Source organism: Shouchella sp. JSM 1781072 (assembly GCF_041949915.1).
GTDB lineage: Bacteria > Bacillota > Bacilli > Bacillales > Bacillaceae_D > Shouchella.
Window position 1 is genome coordinate 1 of sequence record NZ_JBHFQE010000005.1, and the last position, 19,700, is coordinate 19,700.

A 19,700-nucleotide genomic window follows, 5' to 3' on the forward strand; every position below is an offset into this window, starting at 1 on the left:
GCCAGCGTTCGTCCTGAGCCAGGATCAAACTCTCCGTTAAAAGTGTTTACTTACACACGGATGTGTTGACTTCGACGTTGCAACACGGATGTTGCGATCGTAGTCGAAGATCCTAAGCTGTTGCACAATTTAAAGCTGTGTCTAACTTCATTGACGAGATACCTTGTATCTCTTTTACGCTTGGCTTTTGTTCAGTTTTCAAAGAACTCGTTTTGTTTTAGCAACTTTTATATCTTAACAGAAACTAAAACCCTTGTCAATCATGTTTTTTATCTTTTTTTGTGTCGTTCGCGTCTGTCGCGGCGACAAGAAATAATATACCACCCTCAGAAAAAATCCGCAAGCCTTTTTTAAAACTTTTTTTAGAAATTCATCCACTATCCAAAACTTCTTGAGATAGTGGATGAACAACAGGGGTTACTCTCCTTGCTTACGCATTTGCGGGAATAACAATACATCTCTTATAGACGGGGCATTCGTCAATAACATGACTAAACGATCGATCCCGATACCTAATCCTCCTGTAGGAGGCATTCCATACTCAAGAGCTTCTACGAAATCTTCATCCATCATGTGAGCTTCATCATCACCTTGTTCACGCTCAACCAACTGCGCTTCAAATCGCTGACGCTGATCAACGGGATCATTTAGCTCCGAGAATGCATTTGCATGTTCACGTCCAACAATAAATAGTTCAAAGCGATCCGTAAATCGCGGATCTTCACTATTTTTCTTAGCCAGTGGTGAGATAGCAAGAGGATGTCCATACACAAATGTTGGTTGAATAAGTGACTCTTCAACAAAGTGTTCAAAAAACTCATTTACAACATGGCCAAAACTCATCGTCTCTTTTACAGGTACTTTATGTTCTTTTGCAAGTGAACGAGCCTCTTCATCACTCATCTCTTTCCAAAAGTCCACGCCCGTTTTTTCCTTCACCGCATCTACCATGTGAACACGCGTCCAACCAGAAGCGAGATTTACTTCATACTCCCCGTACTGCACGGTCGTCTTACCGAGGACTTCTTTTGCTATATGCGCAATTACTCCTTCAGTTAATTTCATAATGTCTTGATAATCTGCATACGCTTCGTAAAGTTCGATCATTGTAAATTCAGGATTATGCCGGGTTGAGACGCCTTCATTTCTAAAGACACGTCCGATTTCATACACTTTCTCTAATCCACCAACAATGAGACGCTTTAGATGAAGTTCAATTGCAATCCTCATATAGAGTTCCATATCTAATGTATTATGATGTGTGACAAACGGACGCGCAGAAGCTCCACCAGGAATGCTATGCATCATCGGTGTCTCGACTTCTAAAAAGCCTTGGTCATCAAGATAACGACGCATAACTTGAATAATTTTGCTTCGAGTAATAAACGTATTTCGGGACTCTGGGCTAGTTATCAAATCTAAATAACGCTGACGATAGCGTTGCTCTACATCTTTTAAACCGTGATATTTATCAGGTAAAGGACGTAATGATTTACCTAAAAGCGTGAGCTCTGTTACTTTAACAGACATTTCCCCTACATTCGTTTTAAAGGGACCGCCTACTATACCAACCATATCTCCAATATCTAAGGACTTAAATAGATCATATGATTCTTCTCCAATTGCATCTTGACGAACATAAATTTGAATTTGCCCGGTTAAATCTTGTATATGAGCAAAGCCAGCTTTACCTTTTCCACGCTTGGTCATTAGACGACCTGCAAGCACAACTTTTTCATCTTTATTTTCTAATTCCTCTTTAGAAAACGCATCAAATTGCTCAACTACTTGTTGTGATGTATGTGTACGCTCAAACTTTCCTCCAAATGGGTCAACACCCTGATCATATAATTGGTTCAGCTTGTCTTTACGGACAGCCAATAAGTCATGTAGCTCTAATTCTTCAGTCAACACTCTCAACCCCTGTTCTCTATCATCGAAAAAGGGCAGATCAACTCCCTGTTAATCAAACCCTTTTTAATCAAGTTATTTAGAAGTGTACTATAAAGCTCGTACCTTTGCTAGTTCATTCAGCTTAAAAATAAACCAAAACAGGATGCGAGCATATACACATTTTATCCTTATACAGTCTTATCTATTATGACTTCCTGCATACGTACTGCACCATACATACCTTCCTGCATGGATACAACGCTCAACTCCTTACAACTGCATCATATCCTGCTTGGAGACTTGTAAACACGCACAAATTCGATTTATTAGTTCTTCATCAGGATGACGAATCCCACGTTCGATTTCACCTAATAGCGATACAGATACATGAATCTCTTTTGCGAAGTCTTGTTGTGTAAAGCCCTTTAACTTTCGATAGGCTCGTATATTCCTTCCCCATTCCATTGTTTCCACCATTTCACACCCTCTTTATCAATAAACGACTCGTTTATGATTGTTTTTAGGGGTAGCCCACTTTTTCCGCTGATTATCTTAGGTGCAATTTCAGCAAGAGGAATTAACACGAATGCCCGATCCCACATTCTTGGATGAGGGATTTGTAACTCATTCACATCCAGTTCCTCCTGCTCAAACAATAAAATGTCGAGGTCTACCGTTCTTGGCCCATTGATAATATCTCGTTCACGTCCAAGATCTAGCTCTATTTGTTGCGTGATGTCTAATAAGTCTAACGGGTGATGCACCGTTGAAATTTCTATAACCATATTAAGAAACTGACCTTGATTTTCATAACCTACTGGGTCCGTTTCATAAATAGAGGAAGATCGAATGACGTTTATTCCTTCAGAACGGTTTAGTCGTTCGACAGATGCTAGTAAATTTTCTTCACGGTTCCCTAAATTTGATCCCAGTGCAATAAAGGCTTGATTCCTCATCTTGATCGTCTCAACTCCACTGCAACCGAGTCGTAGTGTCCTGGAATTGGAGGATCAGGCTTAATAACCTTCACTGTGCAAGCTTCAATCTTACTAAATGATTGAAGCAATTCATCACAGATTCCTTTAGCAATGGTTTCAACAAGCTTAACCGGATCCCCTTCAACGATTTTCTTGACGCTCTTATAAATCTCTCCATAATCTACAGATTCATTAAGATCATCACGATCGGCAGCAGGCTGCAAATCTAATTCTAACACTAAGTCTACTAAGAACCGTTGCCCTAGTTTATTCTCCTCAGGGAACACCCCATGGTAGCCGTAAAAAGAAAGTTGGTTCATATAGATTTTATCCATTTTCGTCACTCCTTTGCAGCATTGCATCCATCATTACAGCCATTCGTTTTATTTCCTTAACATCATGTACGCGTACCACACTTACACCTTTTGCAATACCTAAGCATACTGTGGCACCTGTTCCTTCAACTCGGTCGTGCACAGGTAGATGCAAGGTTTTTGCAATGACAGACTTCCTTGAAGTTCCTAATAAAACAGGGTAGCCTAGCTCGACAATTTGATGAAGCTCTCTCATCACTTCTAAATTCTGCTCATATGATTTTGCAAAACCTACACCTGGATCTAACCAAATTTGATTAGGCTGCACATCTGCATCTATACATATCTTAATACTCTCTTTTAAGTCATTCAAAACATCCGGCATGAAAGAATGATACTGCTGTTTTTCACGATTGTGCATCAATATAATGGGCGCTTTATGCTTTGCGGCTATAGCCGCCATTTGCGTATCTGCTTTCGCTCCCCAGACATCGTTTATAATTGCAGCGCCTGCTTTAAGTGCTTCATCTGCCGTTTTCGCTTTAAATGTATCAATGGATATAGGAACCTCAAAACGCTTTGAGAGCTCTTCAATCACCGGGCTTGTCCGTTCAATTTCTTCTTCTACAGAAACAGGTGTGTAGCCTGGACGTGTCGATTCTCCTCCAATATCAATAATGTCGGCGCCAGCTTCTAGCATTTGCGCGACTTGATCAATAGCGGCTTCGACGGTCGTATAGTTACCCCCATCAGAAAACGAATCTGGTGTCACATTTAAAATGCCCATAATTTTTGTTCGCGTACCTTTGTTCACGTTAATCTTTAACGGCTTACTCACCCTCTACCTCCTCTTGCATGTATGCAGCACGCTTATAGTCTTCTGCAAGTTTAAGCGCGAAGTCTGCATGATAATCTTTCAATTCATCAAACGTGTTCACAGGAACGATTCCCTGAATGGCATTCGTAAGAAATACTTCATCTGCTCTAAACACATCATCTTTTGTGAAAAGACCTTCTACTACTGTTCGGTTGTTTTTTTTACACCAGTCAATCGTATACTGCCTCGTGACCCCATTTAAAATACCCGTTTCAAGCGCAGGTGTACAAACGACACCTTCCTTTATAAAGAATATATTAGAAACAATGCCTTCTGCCACATACCCATCTTTTGTATAAAACAGACCTTCTGTGCCAGTCTGATTTCCTATTTCTTTTTTTGCTAAAAGATTGTTTAAATAATGATGTGACTTATAGCGCCTTTCACCTTCCACAGTATTACGGTTAAGCTGAAGAGATCGCAGTGATTTTGCGGAAATAGAAGAACGAGGTAATTCTTTTACATACACGATTTCTTGTGGAGATGTAAACTCTTCGTTATACAGACCAATTTCTCTGACACCTGCAGAAACATTCCAACGAACATACGCTTCACTCATTTGATTTTTTTGTAGTAGTTTGCGAACTGTATTCAGCACCTTGTCTTCTGACAAAACATACTGGATTCCTATTTCCTTCGCGCTTTCATTCAAACGATTGACGTGTTTATTTAAAAGCAAAACGTTGTCTTCTCTTACAGCAAAGGTTTCAAACAAGCCTAATCCGTATAGAAAACCATGATCGTATGGAGAAATGACCGCATCTATATCTTGTACCACTCGTCCATTTACACTAATGTACACGGTACTTCACCTTTATATGTTTCGACAAACTGTTTTAACATCCTCTTTCCTTCAGTAGTGAGGATCGCTTCTGGATGAAACTGCACCCCTTCTAACGGATACTCTCGGTGACGGATCGCCATAATTTCACCTTCATTTGTTTCTGCACTAATCTCAAAGCATTCCGGCAAAGTTTCCCGGTCCACAATGAGGGAGTGGTATCTCGTTACTTGAAGAGGCTGCGGCAGATTTGTAAAAATGGTGCTCTGATCGTGCATGATTAGCGATGTTTTCCCATGCATGAGGCGCTCTGCCTTGCGTACTACTCCACCAAAAGCTTGAGCAATCGCTTGATGACCGAGACACACGCCTAAAATTGGTATTTTTCCACTGAAATGTCGGATAACCTCCAAACTAATGCCTGCGTCATTTGGCGTACATGGACCTGGTGAAATCATAATCATCGTCGGTTTCATAGTTGTCTCAATTTCGTTAATCGAGATTTTATCATTTCTACGGACGATTAGCTCTTCGCCCATTTCACCTAAATATTGTACAAGGTTATACGTAAAGGAATCATAGTTATCAATCATTAAAATCATCTTTCCCTTACCTCCTCCTTAGCGATTTCGTAAGCATTCCATAAAGCTCGTGCTTTTTTTAGAGATTCCTTATATTCAAAAGCAGGATTAGAATCAATCACAACACCTGCCCCTGCCTGAACATACGCATTGTCTCCTTGACATATCATTGTCCGAATAACAATATTCAGTTCCATATCTTGATGAAACCCAATCCAACCGATTGCACCTGTATACAACCCTCTTCGTACTGGTTCCAGCTCCTCGATAATTTCCATCGTCCTCACTTTTGGAGCCCCTGTTATCGTTCCTCCTGGGAAAACTGCTCGAATGCAATCATATAAGGAATAGCCTTCTGCCAGCTTGCTTTTTACATTAGACACTAAGTGCATCACATGAGAATATTTTTCTACGACCAGCAATTCATCTACTTCTACTGTTCCGTATGAGCTCACACGTCCAAGATCATTCCGCTCTAAATCAACAAGCATCACGTGTTCCGCTCGTTCTTTTTCATCAGACAACAGTTCTTCTTTTAACAAGTCGTCTTCTTCTTCAGTTCGTCCTCTAGATCTTGTCCCCGCAATCGGTCTCGTGCTAAGTTCATCTCCTCTTTTTTTCACAAGAAGCTCTGGAGACGCACTAACAATTTGTCGCTCTGGAGTTTGAATGTAGCTCATATATGGAGACGGATTGAGCGCCCTTAATGCCTCGTAGATACGGAAGGGCTCTACGTCGTTCTTCTTATGATGACGAACCGACAAATTCACCTGGAAGACGTCACCTTCGCTAATATACGTTTTAATCCGCTCAACAGCTGCGGCAAATTTCTCTTCACTTAATGTTCCCATTAAAGCTGATTGCTCGGTAGGAACTGTATGATGTGTTTCGGTCTTGGGATGACTTTCTCGCTTTACCTCTGTAAAGTGCTTTTCGTAATAAGATAGACGTGCTTCTAATTCGTCTTGATCCTCTCCATTGGCACATAACCAGACATTTTGTTTCTCGTGGTCATAAATAAAAAGATTTTCAAACACCATAAAGTAAACCTCTGGGAAATCCAAGTCATCTTCAGCACTAGTATCCAGTAGCTCAATTTGACGCACATAATCATAGCTAATATAACCTAATGCACCACCTTGTACAGGCGGCCCACCTACAACTAAAGATTCATGTATTTGATAAGGCTCCAGTACCTTTTCCAGGCTTTCAAGGAGTTCTCCTTCGTATTGTTCTATCTCTTCCGCACGCTGAACTGTTAATGTGCGATTTTTCCCTTCAATAATGGCTTCAGGCTTTACCCCCATTATACTGTAACGACCCGTACGACCGCTCTCCAATAAGATATAGTGACTTTCATCTACTGTCAGCTGTTTAAAAATGCTAAACCAATCCGTACTGTTCAATTCAATAACCTTTGTTAACGTTTTTCGATCGTGCACGTTCTTTCCCCCGTCCATAACGATATGGACTCATTTTACTAAACTACTAACAATAATAAAAGCAGACTCTCAATTGAGTCTGCTTCTTTTTATTTCCCGGGAAGTAAAATATTCCCCTTATTCTTATGCTTTTGCCTCTTCCTCTTCAAACTGATAAAGAGGAGTACTTAAATAACGCTCTCCATTTGACGGGATCACCGCTACTACTTTCTTCCCAGGCCCTAACTCTTTTGCAAGTTGTAGCGCTCCATAAATAGCTGCACCTGAAGAAATTCCTCCAAGAATGCCTTCTTCTTTAGCGGCTCTTCTTGCGTGCTCAAACGCTTGGTCTGTTGAAACTTTTACAATTTCATCATACACTTTCGTATCAAGAATTCCTGGAACAAACCCAGGTCCAATTCCTTGAATTTTATGCGGTCCCGGCTTTCCACCTGATAAAACAGCTGAGTCTTGTGGCTCAATCGCAACGATTTTCAAGTTAGGAAAATGTTCTTTTAATAATGCACCTGCTCCAGTAATGGTTCCACCTGTACCAATTCCTGCTACGAAGCCATCAAGTTGACCATCAACTTGTTGAAGCAACTCTTTTCCTGTTGTTTCACGATGAATTTTCGGATTTGCACCGTTTTCAAATTGCTGTGGCATAAAATGACCATCTTCTTCAGCTAGTTCTGTTGCTTTTCGAATTGCCCCACCCATTCCTTCTGGTCCAGGTGTTAAAACAAGGTCAGCTCCATAAGCACGTAACAAGTTTCTTCTCTCTAAACTCATTGTCTCAGGCATAACAAGTTTTGTTTTGTACCCTTTAGCAGCAGCAACCATCGCTAAACCAATACCGGTATTTCCGCTTGTTGGCTCTACAATAACCGTTCCTGGCGTTAAATCTCCAGATTCCTCCGCAGCATTAATCATTGCCAGGGCAATTCGATCTTTTACACTACTTCCTGGATTTTGATATTCTAATTTTAAATATACATCTGCATGTTCTTCTGATGTTAAACGATTTAATTTAACCAAAGGTGTGTTTCCAATTAGTTCAGTAATATTGTTTACGACCGTCATACTGAAAATCCTCCTCTAAATCAATCCCTAGTATTTTTATCTGATTAATAGAATGATAGCAAACATTTTCAGATAAGTCAATTAAAAAGCCTCACATTACTTAACTGTGACTTCCACCCAGAAACATCCATTTATTGTTCGTCACAATCCCATTTGCCCTGTTACTTTCAAGGACGCGGTGGCTGGGAGTTTGACCAAAAAAAAAGACAATCAACCCTAATTGGATCGATCGTCTTTTTAATCGGTTCATATCCTTTTTGTCTCACAGCTTCACTCTCAATAAATATGCTTATTTTGCATATTCAAGTAAAGATGTAAGCTCGTCTTCAGTAAATGTGTACACTTCATTACAGAAATTACACGTCGTTTCCGCACCGTGATCTTCACGAATCATAGCTTGGATTTCTTCCTGTCCTAAACTAATGATCGCATTTGAGATTCGGTCCTTTGAGCACGTACAGTTAAATTCAACTGGTTTTGTTTCTAACAACTTCACGTTTTCTTCTCCTAATAACGTGTGAAGGATTTCTTCTGGGGATAATCCTTTTTCTACAAGTTTTGAAACAGCAGGTACAGAAGATAAACGATTTTCAATATCAACAATTGTGTTTTCCTGAGCCCCTGGCATCATTTGAATCACGAATCCACCAGCTGCTAAAACCGTTTCATCCGGATTGACTAATACGCCAACGCCAACAGAAGAAGGTGTTTGTTCAGAGTTTGCAAAGTAATACGTAAAGTCATCGCCTATTTCACCAGAAACTAACGGTACACTTCCCGTAAACGGCTCCTTCATTCCTAAATCTTTTACAACAGACATTGTACCTTGCGAACCAACAACACGGGCTACATCAAGCTTACCTTGATTGTTTAAGTCAGGACTAACATGAGGATTTGTAACGGTCCCTCTCGTTGAGCCATCAGCGTGACTGTCAACAATGATTTGACCGATCGGGCCATCTCCTTCAATACGAACAGTAAGCTTCGCGTCACCTTTAAGCATGGATGCCATCATCGTTCCGCCCATCATTGCACGACCAAGAGCAGCAGAAGCGGTTGGCCATGTGCCTTGTCTTCTACATGCTTCTGAAACCATATCTGTAGCAGTTAGCGCAATCGCTCTTACTTCTCCGTTATATGCTGTCGCTCTTACTAAATAATCATTCATCGTAAACACTCCTCTTACTTATTTCGATCGTATATCATCTTGAGGCCTTTTAACGTTAGGTTTTGATCTACATATTGAATCGTTTCAGACTCATTTGCATAGAGGTCAACAAGACCACCTGTTGCGATCACGACTACATTCCTTTGGCGCTCTTCTTTTTTCATGCGTTCAATCATACCATCAATCATGCTTAAATACCCGTAATATGTTCCGCTATGAATGGAACTTAGCGTTGTCTTATTAATGACATGCTTCGGTTTTTGCAATTCAATTTGCGGAAGTCTTGAAGCATTCATTGAAAGTGCATCTGCTGACAGCGCAGCACCTGGTGCAATGACCCCACCACGATAACGATGTTTTTCATCAATGTAGCAAAACGTTGTTGCTGTTCCAATATCAATAACGATGCACGGCGCTTCGTATAAGGAAATCGCTGCCACTGCGTTGGCAATTCGATCTGAACCAACTTCTTTTGGGTCATCATATAAAATGTTCAGTCCTGTTTTTACGCCTGGACCAACAATAACAGGATCAATCTTAAAATAGTCTCTGCACATTTTTTTAAAACGATGCATGATACTTGGTACAACAGAGGATAGGATAACGCCTTCAACATCGGAAAACGAGTAATGATGGTGTTGAAAAAAGCTGTATAGCAGCATTCCATATTCATCGCTTGTCTTTTCTGTCGTTTTTGAACTGCGGAAGATATTTTCTAAATGATCTTGTTTAAACACTCCTGTTACAATGGATGAGTTGCCAATATCAATGGTTAAGATCAACTTACTTCCTCCTCTTAACAAAAAGAGAGTGCAGCTGCACTCTCTTTTTTAATCGTTTCGTTCGTTATTGTTTGGAGGCTCTTCAGAAGCTGGACGATTCTCTTCCATATTCGTCGTTTCTTCGTAAGCTCCTTTTAAATTTTCTTCTTCGTTCTCGTCTTTCGACTGGATATTCACTTTAAGATCATCCACTTTTCTTGACGCATGATGATTTTCAGGAAGTTTGCCTTCGTTGATAAGCGATTGAATTTGCTCAGCATCAAGTGTTTCTAACTCAATTAATTTCTGAGCAACTAAATCTAAGCTATCTTTATTATCAATAAGAATTTGCTTACAACGTTCGTAAGAATCTTTGATAATGCGCTGAACTTCAAGATCAATCTCATGGGCAATCGCATCGGAATAATTTTGTTCGTTTTGAATATCGCGACCAAGGAATACTTGACCGCCAGAACTTGAACCGAACTGCATTGGTCCGAGCTTATCACTCATTCCATATTCCGTTACCATCTTACGGGCAATCGCCGTTGCACGTTGGAAGTCATTGTGGGCGCCTGTTGACACTTCACCAAACTGCACTTCTTCCGCTACACGTCCACCTAAAAGGCCAACAATTTTATCAAGTAACTCTGGTTTCGTCATGAAATAACGATCTTCTTTTGGAAGCATCATCGCATAACCACCAGCCATACCACGAGGTACAATGGTTACTTTGTGAACCGTATCTGCACTTTCTAGTTTCACGCCGACAACAGTGTGTCCTGCTTCATGCCAAGCCACAATGTTTTTCTCTTTTTTCGAGATCACACGACTCTTCTTAGCTGGGCCGGCAATGACACGGTCAATAGCTTCTTCAATATGCTCCATGCCAATTTCTTTCTGGTTGTCTCTTGCAGCTACTAAGGCAGCTTCATTTAGAAGGTTTTCTAAATCAGCACCAGAGAAGCCTGGTGTTCGAACCGCAATTAAATCGAGTTTCACGTCTTCACGTAAAGGCTTGTTACGAGCGTGAACTTGAAGAACTTCTTCACGGCCTTTAACGTCAGGGGCATTCACTTGAATTTGTCTATCAAATCGACCTGGGCGTAATAACGCAGGGTCTAAAATATCTGCACGGTTTGTTGCTGCAATGATAATAATTCCTTCATTGGCACTAAATCCGTCCATTTCTACAAGTAATTGGTTAAGTGTTTGTTCACGTTCATCGTGACCGCCACCAAGACCTGCTCCACGTTGACGACCGACTGCATCGATTTCATCAATAAAGATAATACATGGAGAATTTTTCTTAGCATTTTCAAATAAATCACGTACACGAGAAGCACCTACACCAACAAACATCTCTACGAAATCTGAACCACTAATGGAGAAGAATGGGACGCCTGCTTCACCAGCTACAGCTCTTGCTAACAACGTTTTACCTGTACCTGGAGGTCCTACTAGTAAGACACCTTTAGGGATACGTGCACCAATAGCTGAGAACCTTCTTGGGTCTTTTAAGAACTCAACCACTTCAACAAGTTCTTGCTTTTCCTCATCTGCACCAGCAACGTCTTTAAACTTCGCTTTTTTCTTTTCATCACTAACCATCTTCGCTTTACTCTTACCAAAGTTCATGACGCGGTTTCCACCACCGCCACCGCCACCTTGGGCAGAGCTCATCATAAAGATAATAATTAGAACGATTAATAAGAATGGGGCAATAAACAGAATCGTTGTAAACCAGTTGCTTTGTTCTTCTTCTGGTTCTATGGAAATCTCAACATTATCAATTTCCGCTAAGAAACCAGTTGTAACCTCAGAGTTAAACACAGATGTAACAAAGTTCTCATCTTCATTTTGATCTGTAAAACGTCCTGTTACAATAAGAACGCCACGCTCTGGCTGAACGTTTATACTTTCAACTTCGCCTTGCTCAAGTCTCTCAACAAATTCATCATATCGTACTTCAGATGTCTCAGTCTGATCACTCGTTACTGCGTTCACTGCAGCAATTACAACTACCATGACCAAAACTAATATTAAGACAGTACGCAATGTACGTCCTTTCATTCTTTACCTCCTCCCACGTCCAACAAAAACTGAACCTATCTTACCACAACCATTTTGAGGATACCAACGATTAGCCTTCATAAATTTCCGGCTTTAAAATTCCGACATACGGTAAATTTCGGTAACGTTCTGCAAAATCTAAGCCGTACCCAACAACGAATTCGTCAGGCACAATAAAACCTGTTAAATCAGGTACTAAATCAACTTTTCTACCTTCAGGCTTATCAAGGAGCGTGACCACTTTTACTGATTTTGCTTTACGATATTTGAAGAGCTCAATTAAATAACTTAATGTTAAACCACTATCGATGATGTCTTCGACGATCAGAACATCACGACCTTCCACTTTTGTATCCAAGTCTTTGACGATTTTCACTTCTCCAGAAGAGACTAATCCTTTTCCGTAGCTTGAAACGTCCATAAAGTCCATTTCTAAATGAATATCAACAGACTTAACTAAATCAGCCATAAAAGGAAGAGCACCTTTTAATACACCAACAAACAGTGGAAAGCGATCACTATACTCTTCCGTAATAGTATGCCCTAATTCTTTAATTTTTTTCTGGATTTGTTCTTCCGTTAGTAAAATCTCTTTCATGTCGTTCTTCATCAACCGTCACGTACCTCCTGTTATTGTCCATTTGCTTTTTAAGTATTTCCTAAAAACGTAATTCGGACATAGTGATCATCTGCTTCTTGTTTGGAAATTTCGGCCTTATGTAGTAAAGGTATCCATAAGATTTCGTCCATCCCATTGACGAGTATAGGCCAGCTCTGCCGTTTCGGGAAATCAATTTTCTTATCAATAAAGACCCGACTAACTTTTTTTGATCCGTTTAATCCCTTTGGATAAAAACGGTCACCTGATCGACGATTCCTCACATAGAGAGGACTGGACAAGTCTTTTAACGGAATCATGACACTCGATTTATGTTCCGTCGTATAAGTTTGACTAAATTCCGCCTTCATTATCCCTAACGGCGTCATCACATCACCAGGTACCTTCAGTTCTAAACAGTAGTTATCTGATTCCACAGAATCCTCTTGTGTAAACCTATAGCAGTCGTTTTGTCGATAAACTTTAAGACCATCACGTAAGTCAATTGATGCAAATTTCGAATGGTTTTTTAAGAAATGCTCTACTTGCTCTATGTATGAAGAGAAATCACGTGCCTTCTCTTTATTATACAGACAGTTTAATATTAGATGAATCAACCTTCTTTGTAAAGGAATCGCTAGTTCGTGATAACCAAAACGTGAGATTGTTACGGCGCCATCACGTTGAGATATGATAAGATTCTTTAATTTTTCGTTCGCCAGCTCCATTAAAAATTCATTATCCTCATGCTGCCATTCTTCATAACGACGAATATGTTTGTAGTTTAAAGGGTTTTCTCCCTTTAAAAATGGCATAATCTGTTTACGGAACCGATTCCTAGTATACGCTTCCGATTGATTGCTCGAATCATTTCGGTATGGAATATGATGGGTGCGACAATAATTTACAATCATCTCTTTATTGACACATAAAAGCGGTCTTACCAGCTTGCCAACTGCAAAATTCCGCTCTAGCGTGATCCCAAGTCTACGATAGGGGCTTGTGCCACGATTTAGCTTCATTAATGTTGATTCTGCATGGTCGTCCCCGTGATGTGCAGTCAGTAAAACATCGGCATTTACTTTTCTCATGACTTCCTCAAATGCCCGGTAGCGAACCGTATGGGCCGCTGCTTGAGTCCCGACATGATCACTTATTTTTTGAGCGCTCACATCGACATTTCTTTGTTCAAGGGGAATCTGTCGTGCTGCACACCATTCCTTTAGAAAACGAGCATCTTCTTCTGACTCTTCGCCTCGAAGTTGATGATTCACGTGTACGGCGTGAAGCGTTAACGACCACTCAACTCTCATGTCTTGCATGATGGACAAGAGCGCCATTGAATCAGCACCACCAGATACAGCCACGAGAATGGTTTGATTTTCTTTAAACAAATCGTTTTCTTCAATAAAGTTTTGAATTTGCTGTTTCAACTCGTTCGCCTTCCTTGACTAAAACTTAGATACTAATAAGTATAGAATAATCAAGAGTCCAACAAAAGCGATTAAGAAAATTAAATCGGTTATGGCATGCTTTTGACGCTGTTTCTTTATTCTTGTCATCCTAGAAGTATTGATTTCCGCTGAAGAATAAGACGTCTTCTTTGTTGATTTTAAGTGAAGTAGCTCATTTTTCATATTCTCTGCACTTTGGTATTGGCCTTGTAGCGCCCCCAAAATGATTGACTTAAACGGTTTTAATTGCTCTGAACGTTCTATTTGTTTTTTCAGTTGTTCAAGTGGTTTATGGCTTTCTTTTTTTAACTGACTAGGATACGCACAATGGATCATTAATATGGCAACGGAAAAAAGATCGTAGCTCACTTCAGCCTTTCGTGATCCACCAACCCAGTAGCCGCGATCGTACAATTCTGTATACTCTTTAATTGCTCGATCTTTTTTTGTTGTGCCACCAACATCTAATAACCTGACCTGGGAAGCATGTTTCGTTACGATAATATTTTCAGGTTTTAAATCTCCGAAAATCCAATCCCTTTCATGTAGCTGCTGTAGTTGTGTGAGTAACTGAATGATGACGACAGAAAGCCACTCGCTTCCCTTCCCACTCATAAACCTTAAAAAATCAACACCTTGAATATACTCCATTACATAATACGGGATGGCACGACTCATCGGCGTCGCTTGATAATCATCAACATCATGTAAATAAGGTCCAAGACGAATCTCTTGAACCTTACTTAATTCTTTAAGCACATTGACCTCTTGTGCGATCGACATTTGATCCAGCCCAAATTTTATTGCTACTTTTCCATCAATGGACTGTGCAAGATATACAACACCAGTGACGCCCTCACCTAATTGACGAATAAGTGTATAGCTGCGCGCATTCCATTTGCCCACAATCGTTAAGCCGGGAGAGACCTCATTCTCTTTAGCCGAAAAGTTGTTCATCTACATCACCTATAACTTTCCTTCTTGAACGATTGCCTCTCATAATTTCAATCGCTGCTTTAAGAGCAGGCCCTGTTGGCGTCAGTCCTCCTGATGCTAACTTATTAAACAATTTATTTAAACGGTTCAAAGTCGGAGAAAAGTCCATTACTTTTTCCACTGGTTGCTTTCTACCAGGGAACGTATAAACAGCAAAGGACGTCTCCCCTGTTCTCGAATTTAACCCGATTGAAAGATCTTCTAACGCCTCTTGAACTTTGCTGAGCTTATTTGCCATGCTCGCGCTTGTATCAATTAGGATTAACACATCTAGTTGAGCGGTTTCGCTAATTTCATCGACGACTTCCATCACTTCTCCTCTTTTTTCAGGAGGAAGAGCGTCCATCTCTTCTTCTTTTCCTAAGATCTGCTTTAATTCTTGATTAATGACACCGTGCAACGTTTGCGTCATTGCTTTTTGAGTAACAACCTGCACAGTCTGTGACAATTGCTTGGCGTATACAATTTCACTGACACCACCTCCAGCATCGGCAATGGCCTCCACTTCATTAAGTCCATGAAGATTTTCTTTTTGATCACCCATAATCCCTATGACATTTACAGCAATGCCAAATTCTTTCGCCAGTCGAGCTATTGCAATTGGATCTTCACCATCATTTGAGTACCCGTCTGTTATCAGTAAGATTTGTTTTAATGTCCCTTTCATCGCGTTCCCTCCAGCTAGCCCATAGTCTTACAAGCATCGCCATCAAGAAACGCTTTTATACGCTTATGTTCCCGTCGCCTGCTTAAAAAATGGTCTTCCTTTCTTCGGCTTTTGGATTTTTGGATGGATTGGAATTGACGTCCATTTCGGTTTGTGTAATTTTACTTGAGTGACCACAATGGTCATGTCATCCTCTATCACGTTTCCTTCCTCCGAACGAATGACCCGTTCTAAAATAATGTCCGCTACTTCTTGAGGATCGTCGGTTTCAATTTCTGATATAACGCGCTTCATCCATTGCTCACGATTTTCAATGGATCGCTTCGCTTCTAATACTCCATCGCTACACATAATTAACAAGTCGCCATCCCGAAGTTGTTCATGGACAACTTCGACTTCAAATTCTGGGATGATTCCCATTGGAAGGTTGCCTGCCTCCACTTTTGATACACGTTCACCTCTTTTTATGAAGCTTGGTGTCGAACCAATTTTCAGAAATTTCGCGTGTGCATCATGCATATCAATCATTGCCAAATCCAGTGTTGAAAACATTTCCTCTGTATTTCGCAGTGACAAAATGGAATTAACAGATTTAATCGCAACGGTTTCTTCAATGCCTGACTGCAACACTTTTTGTAAAAGCGCCAATGTCTCGCTACTCTCCAAGTATGCTTTTTCACCGTTCCCCATACCGTCACTAATGGCGATCGCATATTTATCGCTGTTTAGTTCAATCATCGAATAATTATCTCCTGATAACCACTCTCCCCCTTTGGCGACCTTAGCCACGCCAGATTCCATTACAAATGGTTGCGCCGACCCGAACGAAATATGGCTGTATCCATTTGCATAAAATTTCGGCTCCTCTCGTTTTAACATAATCGTTTCTTTTACCAAATCGGACAACATTGGCGCAATCACCTTTTCCGCTTCTCCGTTTGCATGATCGCACTGAACACTCATTTCAATTTCAATTCGCCCACTTTCAATGCTGTAAATATCAATATGACCAACATCCATCCCAGCACTACGAAGCGCATCAACCATATATTCTTCCTGAATTAAATGAGGTTGCTTTTCTTTTTGAATTTCTTTTGCAAAATCCCCCATCACTCTGGAGACCCCTAATAATTGGTCAGCTACCAATCGTTGACTTTCTTGAACTTGTCTTTTAAGTTCTTTATTTGCGCGATATTGATTTGTTTCCATATTGATCGCCGCAATCACTTGGTCAGGTTTGCGACACTGACTTCTCCATTGCCGCTGTAGTTTTGGATCGTTCATCGTACCGTTCACTTCAATATGGTCCACCATTTTTGACATGGAATCGTACGTTTGATTAAAATTTTGAACCCAACACTTTTCTTTCATCATGCACATTTGGCATGTTTTCTCCGTCACATGACTAAGCAGAACATCCACATCATTTGAATGTTGTTCTTCATCACTCTTTTGCTGGACTTTAAAACTATTAGACAACGTTTGAAACAGAGACGAAAAGCGTTCAACTCTTCCCGCGGTCGCATCTCGTACTTTGCGTAAGTATTGCTGTTGTTCTTGTGAATGTTCGACTGTCCCAGGGATATATTTTGCAATCGTCTTAAGCCACCCCCTTGGCGTTAAGAGAAACAACGCAATGGCGATCCCTGTTTCAGCGACCGTTCCAGCAAGACTTCCACCACCGTCGCCGTAAAGACCAATTAACAGTGTTCCTACTAATAAACCAAATGCGACACCGAGACGATTCCCTTCTTTTAATAGACCACCTAATAACCCCGCAAAAGCAAGCAAGCTCATCTGGTACAAACTAGCCACACTCGCTAAACTTAAGATTAACCCTGTCACAACCCCCACAGTTGAACCTATAGCCGCTCCCCCAACAAATGCAAAAATAAGTACTAAATACCGGGCGAGACTATGCTGCATCACAATGTCATTTAATGCCCATCCAATTGTCCCCGTCATAACAGAAGCAAGTAAGATAATTAAACAAATAATTTCTTCATTTCGTAATGCTTGTCCCCCTCGCTTCCCGGTAACGAGCGGTATACTCTGAACAAAGATCATCGTTAAGATAAACGCTAGGCCGGCTTCCACCGTTGCCATCATTAACGAATACTGGCTCACTGTCCCTGTTGTAACAAAAACAACCCCTATCCTTGTTACCATACTTGCTCCAAATACAAGGTACGGAAGCGATTTTCCTGGCTGATCTAAAAACGTTTTTGCCCCTCTATATAGTAATAGGAAGATTCCCATTCCAATGAACGCGTAAGCAATTTCGCCATGGTAACTAAAAACGGTCCCAGCGAGTAATGCTACACCAGCTATAAGCGCATGACTTCGTCGTAACAAAAATACTGCAGCAATGAACGGAAGAATAAACGGCGTTAATTCTGCTAGGATCATCGCTCGTCCAAGTAAGAAACCAACAATCGCAATGAGTAATCCCCATTCAAAGAAAAGTGTTTTACCCATATTCCTTAATGCTTGTCCACTTACGACTAAACGAGCTTGTACATGATTGAACCTTTCAAAAGCACCTGTCGCCAAAAGTGTTCCTGTAGACTTGTCTGTTTTATTCATTGAGCGCCCACCACCTATTCAGATATCGTACCGTTACTATATCAATGGCAATGAACAGAATTTGTCAGAATTACGAAACATTTTTTAAAAGACTTTCGACCTTCTTCGGCTCCAGTAGCAATAAAAAAGCACATTCGCTAATAAAAATGGAAACCATGCTAGCAGATTCACGCAAGTTAGCACTACCTTTGCCAAGAAATGACGGAGAAAAAGATGTTTAAAAAATAAATAATGGTTCTAGACACGGAATCACACTCTACCTTTGTATGAAATTACAACAGCCACGACAAAAAAAGATGATCCTCATTAATGAGAATCATCTTCTTTGTTCTTTGATAGCGGCGGAGGGGATCGAACCCCCGACCTCACGGGTATGAACCGTACGCTCTAGCCAGCTGAGCTACACCGCCATGTTTTTCACGACGCTTATTACTATACTTCTTTTTTCAAAAGAAGTCAATAGAAGATGAAAGAAAAAGAGTGATTGCTCACTCCTCTTTCTCCTTCAGTCTTTTTATATCACGGACGCTACGTTAACAAGCTGCATACTAACCTCGTTTTGCGCCTCTGCCTCCACGTTTTGATTCAGTTTGACGCTTAATTGTTGTTAGACGTTCTTCGCTATCTTTTAAGAAACGACTCACCTTATCTTCAAAAGATGGCGTAACACGTGGTTTGCTTCCACCTCGAAAACCACCTGACTGACGATTTTGACGTGGTGAATCAGAATGAGAAGGGCGAGACGGACGAGGTGGTCTCTTTTCTTCTACTGGTTTGTCAATGGCCTTACGGATCGAGAGTCCAATTTTGCCATCATTTTCAACATTGACGACTTTAACGGTTACCTCATCACCGACTTTTAATAATTCATTAATATCTTTAACATAGTGATCCGCAACCTCACTAATGTGCACAAGTCCTGTTTTTCCTTCTGGCAATTCAACGAATGCGCCAAAGTGTGTAATACCAGTAACCTTGCCTTGCAGCTTGCTGCCTGCTTCTATGGACATGAAAACGTACATCCTCCTTAAAATTTTAGGTAAATTCCATACTTGACAACATTATACTCGACAGGAAAAAAACGTGTCAATCGCTGTTTTGCTTTGTGACGTTAATTCTTTGCTCGCCTGGGAATGTTAAGAAGTAATCTCTTCTCGCAATATCCTGTATAAACTCATCATCCTGGTAGTTTGTGATTTCTTGTTTGAGATCGTCTCGTTCTTCTAATAATGCTGCTTGCTCTGCTTGTAAACGTTCATATTCAGCTTCTTTTTCACTGATTTGCGATGTTTGATTAAACAGCGTAATGCCACAAATGATCATTACTATTCCGAACACGACCCCCATAAAGGTTAAACGTCTAAATAAACCTTTCCGACGCTTTGATTGTCTGTCTAATTCTTGCTGCCGTTGCTCCATATACTTTGTATCAATTTCTCTAATTGTTGCTCGATTAGACGCCAATTTCCT

General features: G+C 40.6%; 19 protein-coding genes and 1 tRNA gene. All 20 read right to left on the minus strand.

Annotated elements, in window-relative coordinates:
• Nucleotides 1-417: 417 nt before the first annotated feature.
• Nucleotides 418-1,911 (minus strand): lysine--tRNA ligase, encoded by a 1,494-nt coding sequence (gene lysS / locus ACE1TH_RS19500; protein ID WP_375079800.1) that lies wholly within the window; start codon nt 1,909-1,911, stop codon nt 418-420.
• Nucleotides 1,912-2,163: 252 nt separating this feature from the next.
• Nucleotides 2,164-2,370, minus strand: coding sequence for a helix-turn-helix domain-containing protein (locus ACE1TH_RS19505; protein WP_375079801.1), 207 nt, complete (start codon nt 2,368-2,370; stop codon nt 2,164-2,166).
• Complete coding sequence (gene folK / locus ACE1TH_RS19510; protein WP_099305539.1) at nt 2,319-2,849, minus strand: 2-amino-4-hydroxy-6-hydroxymethyldihydropteridine diphosphokinase; 531 nt, start codon at nt 2,847-2,849, stop codon at nt 2,319-2,321. The genes ACE1TH_RS19505 and folK overlap by 52 nt, the downstream gene beginning before the upstream one ends.
• Complete coding sequence (gene folB / locus ACE1TH_RS19515) at nt 2,846-3,205, minus strand: dihydroneopterin aldolase (RefSeq protein WP_099305541.1); 360 nt, start codon at nt 3,203-3,205, stop codon at nt 2,846-2,848. Before folB ends, folK begins: the two co-directional genes overlap by 4 nt.
• Nucleotides 3,198-3,971 (minus strand): dihydropteroate synthase, encoded by a 774-nt coding sequence (gene folP / locus ACE1TH_RS19520; RefSeq protein ID WP_375079820.1) that lies wholly within the window; start codon nt 3,969-3,971, stop codon nt 3,198-3,200. Before folP ends, folB begins: the two co-directional genes overlap by 8 nt.
• Nucleotides 3,972-4,014: 43 nt before the next feature.
• Entirely contained in the window at nt 4,015-4,863 is an 849-nt protein-coding gene (pabC, locus tag ACE1TH_RS19525) for an aminodeoxychorismate lyase (protein WP_375079802.1), read from the minus strand.
• Nucleotides 4,848-5,444 carry an aminodeoxychorismate/anthranilate synthase component II gene (gene pabA / locus ACE1TH_RS19530; protein WP_375079803.1) on the minus strand — a complete coding sequence of 199 codons (597 nt, stop codon included), beginning with the start codon at nt 5,442-5,444 and terminating at the stop codon, nt 4,848-4,850. Before pabA ends, pabC begins: the two co-directional genes overlap by 16 nt.
• A complete protein-coding gene (locus ACE1TH_RS19535) occupies nt 5,441-6,883 on the minus strand; it encodes an anthranilate synthase component I family protein (protein ID WP_375079804.1) in 1,443 nt (480 codons plus the stop codon). The genes pabA and ACE1TH_RS19535 overlap by 4 nt, the downstream gene beginning before the upstream one ends.
• A 105-nt stretch (nt 6,884-6,988) precedes the next feature.
• Nucleotides 6,989-7,927, minus strand: a complete 939-nt coding sequence (gene cysK / locus ACE1TH_RS19540) for a cysteine synthase A (RefSeq protein ID WP_099305549.1) — start codon at nt 7,925-7,927, stop codon at nt 6,989-6,991.
• A gap of 289 nt (nt 7,928-8,216) precedes the next feature.
• Nucleotides 8,217-9,095: an Hsp33 family molecular chaperone HslO gene (gene hslO / locus ACE1TH_RS19545; RefSeq protein WP_375079805.1), complete on the minus strand. Its 879-nt coding sequence runs from the start codon at nt 9,093-9,095 to the stop codon at nt 8,217-8,219.
• Nucleotides 9,096-9,109: 14 nt separating this feature from the next.
• Nucleotides 9,110-9,877: a type III pantothenate kinase gene (locus ACE1TH_RS19550; RefSeq protein ID WP_099305553.1), complete on the minus strand. Its 768-nt coding sequence runs from the start codon at nt 9,875-9,877 to the stop codon at nt 9,110-9,112.
• A 48-nt stretch (nt 9,878-9,925) separates the two neighbouring features.
• The gene (gene ftsH, locus ACE1TH_RS19555; RefSeq protein WP_099305555.1) at nt 9,926-11,929 is read right to left on the minus strand and encodes an ATP-dependent zinc metalloprotease FtsH; all 2,004 of its coding nucleotides are present in this window, start codon (nt 11,927-11,929) and stop codon (nt 9,926-9,928) included.
• A 70-nt stretch (nt 11,930-11,999) separates the two neighbouring features.
• A complete protein-coding gene (gene hpt / locus ACE1TH_RS19560; RefSeq protein WP_176554498.1) occupies nt 12,000-12,539 on the minus strand; it encodes a hypoxanthine phosphoribosyltransferase in 540 nt (179 codons plus the stop codon).
• Between the two features lie 38 nt (nt 12,540-12,577).
• Complete coding sequence (tilS, locus tag ACE1TH_RS19565) at nt 12,578-13,960, minus strand: tRNA lysidine(34) synthetase TilS (protein WP_375079806.1); 1,383 nt, start codon at nt 13,958-13,960, stop codon at nt 12,578-12,580.
• Between the two features lie 18 nt (nt 13,961-13,978).
• Entirely contained in the window at nt 13,979-14,938 is a 960-nt protein-coding gene (locus ACE1TH_RS19570) for a protein kinase domain-containing protein (protein WP_375079807.1), read from the minus strand.
• Nucleotides 14,919-15,644, minus strand: a complete 726-nt coding sequence (locus ACE1TH_RS19575) for a vWA domain-containing protein (protein ID WP_099305563.1) — start codon at nt 15,642-15,644, stop codon at nt 14,919-14,921. The genes ACE1TH_RS19570 and ACE1TH_RS19575 overlap by 20 nt, the downstream gene beginning before the upstream one ends.
• A gap of 63 nt (nt 15,645-15,707) precedes the next feature.
• Nucleotides 15,708-18,230 (minus strand): stage II sporulation protein E, encoded by a 2,523-nt coding sequence (spoIIE, locus tag ACE1TH_RS19580; RefSeq protein ID WP_099305565.1) that lies wholly within the window; start codon nt 18,228-18,230, stop codon nt 15,708-15,710.
• Between the two features lie 336 nt (nt 18,231-18,566).
• A tRNA-Met gene (locus tag ACE1TH_RS19585) sits at nt 18,567-18,640 on the minus strand.
• Nucleotides 18,641-18,778: 138 nt separating this feature from the next.
• Nucleotides 18,779-19,240: a S1 domain-containing RNA-binding protein gene (locus ACE1TH_RS19590; protein WP_099305567.1), complete on the minus strand. Its 462-nt coding sequence runs from the start codon at nt 19,238-19,240 to the stop codon at nt 18,779-18,781.
• Nucleotides 19,241-19,316: 76 nt separating this feature from the next.
• Entirely contained in the window at nt 19,317-19,694 is a 378-nt protein-coding gene (locus ACE1TH_RS19595; RefSeq protein ID WP_373454121.1) for an FtsB family cell division protein, read from the minus strand.
• Nucleotides 19,695-19,700: the final 6 nt, after the last annotated feature.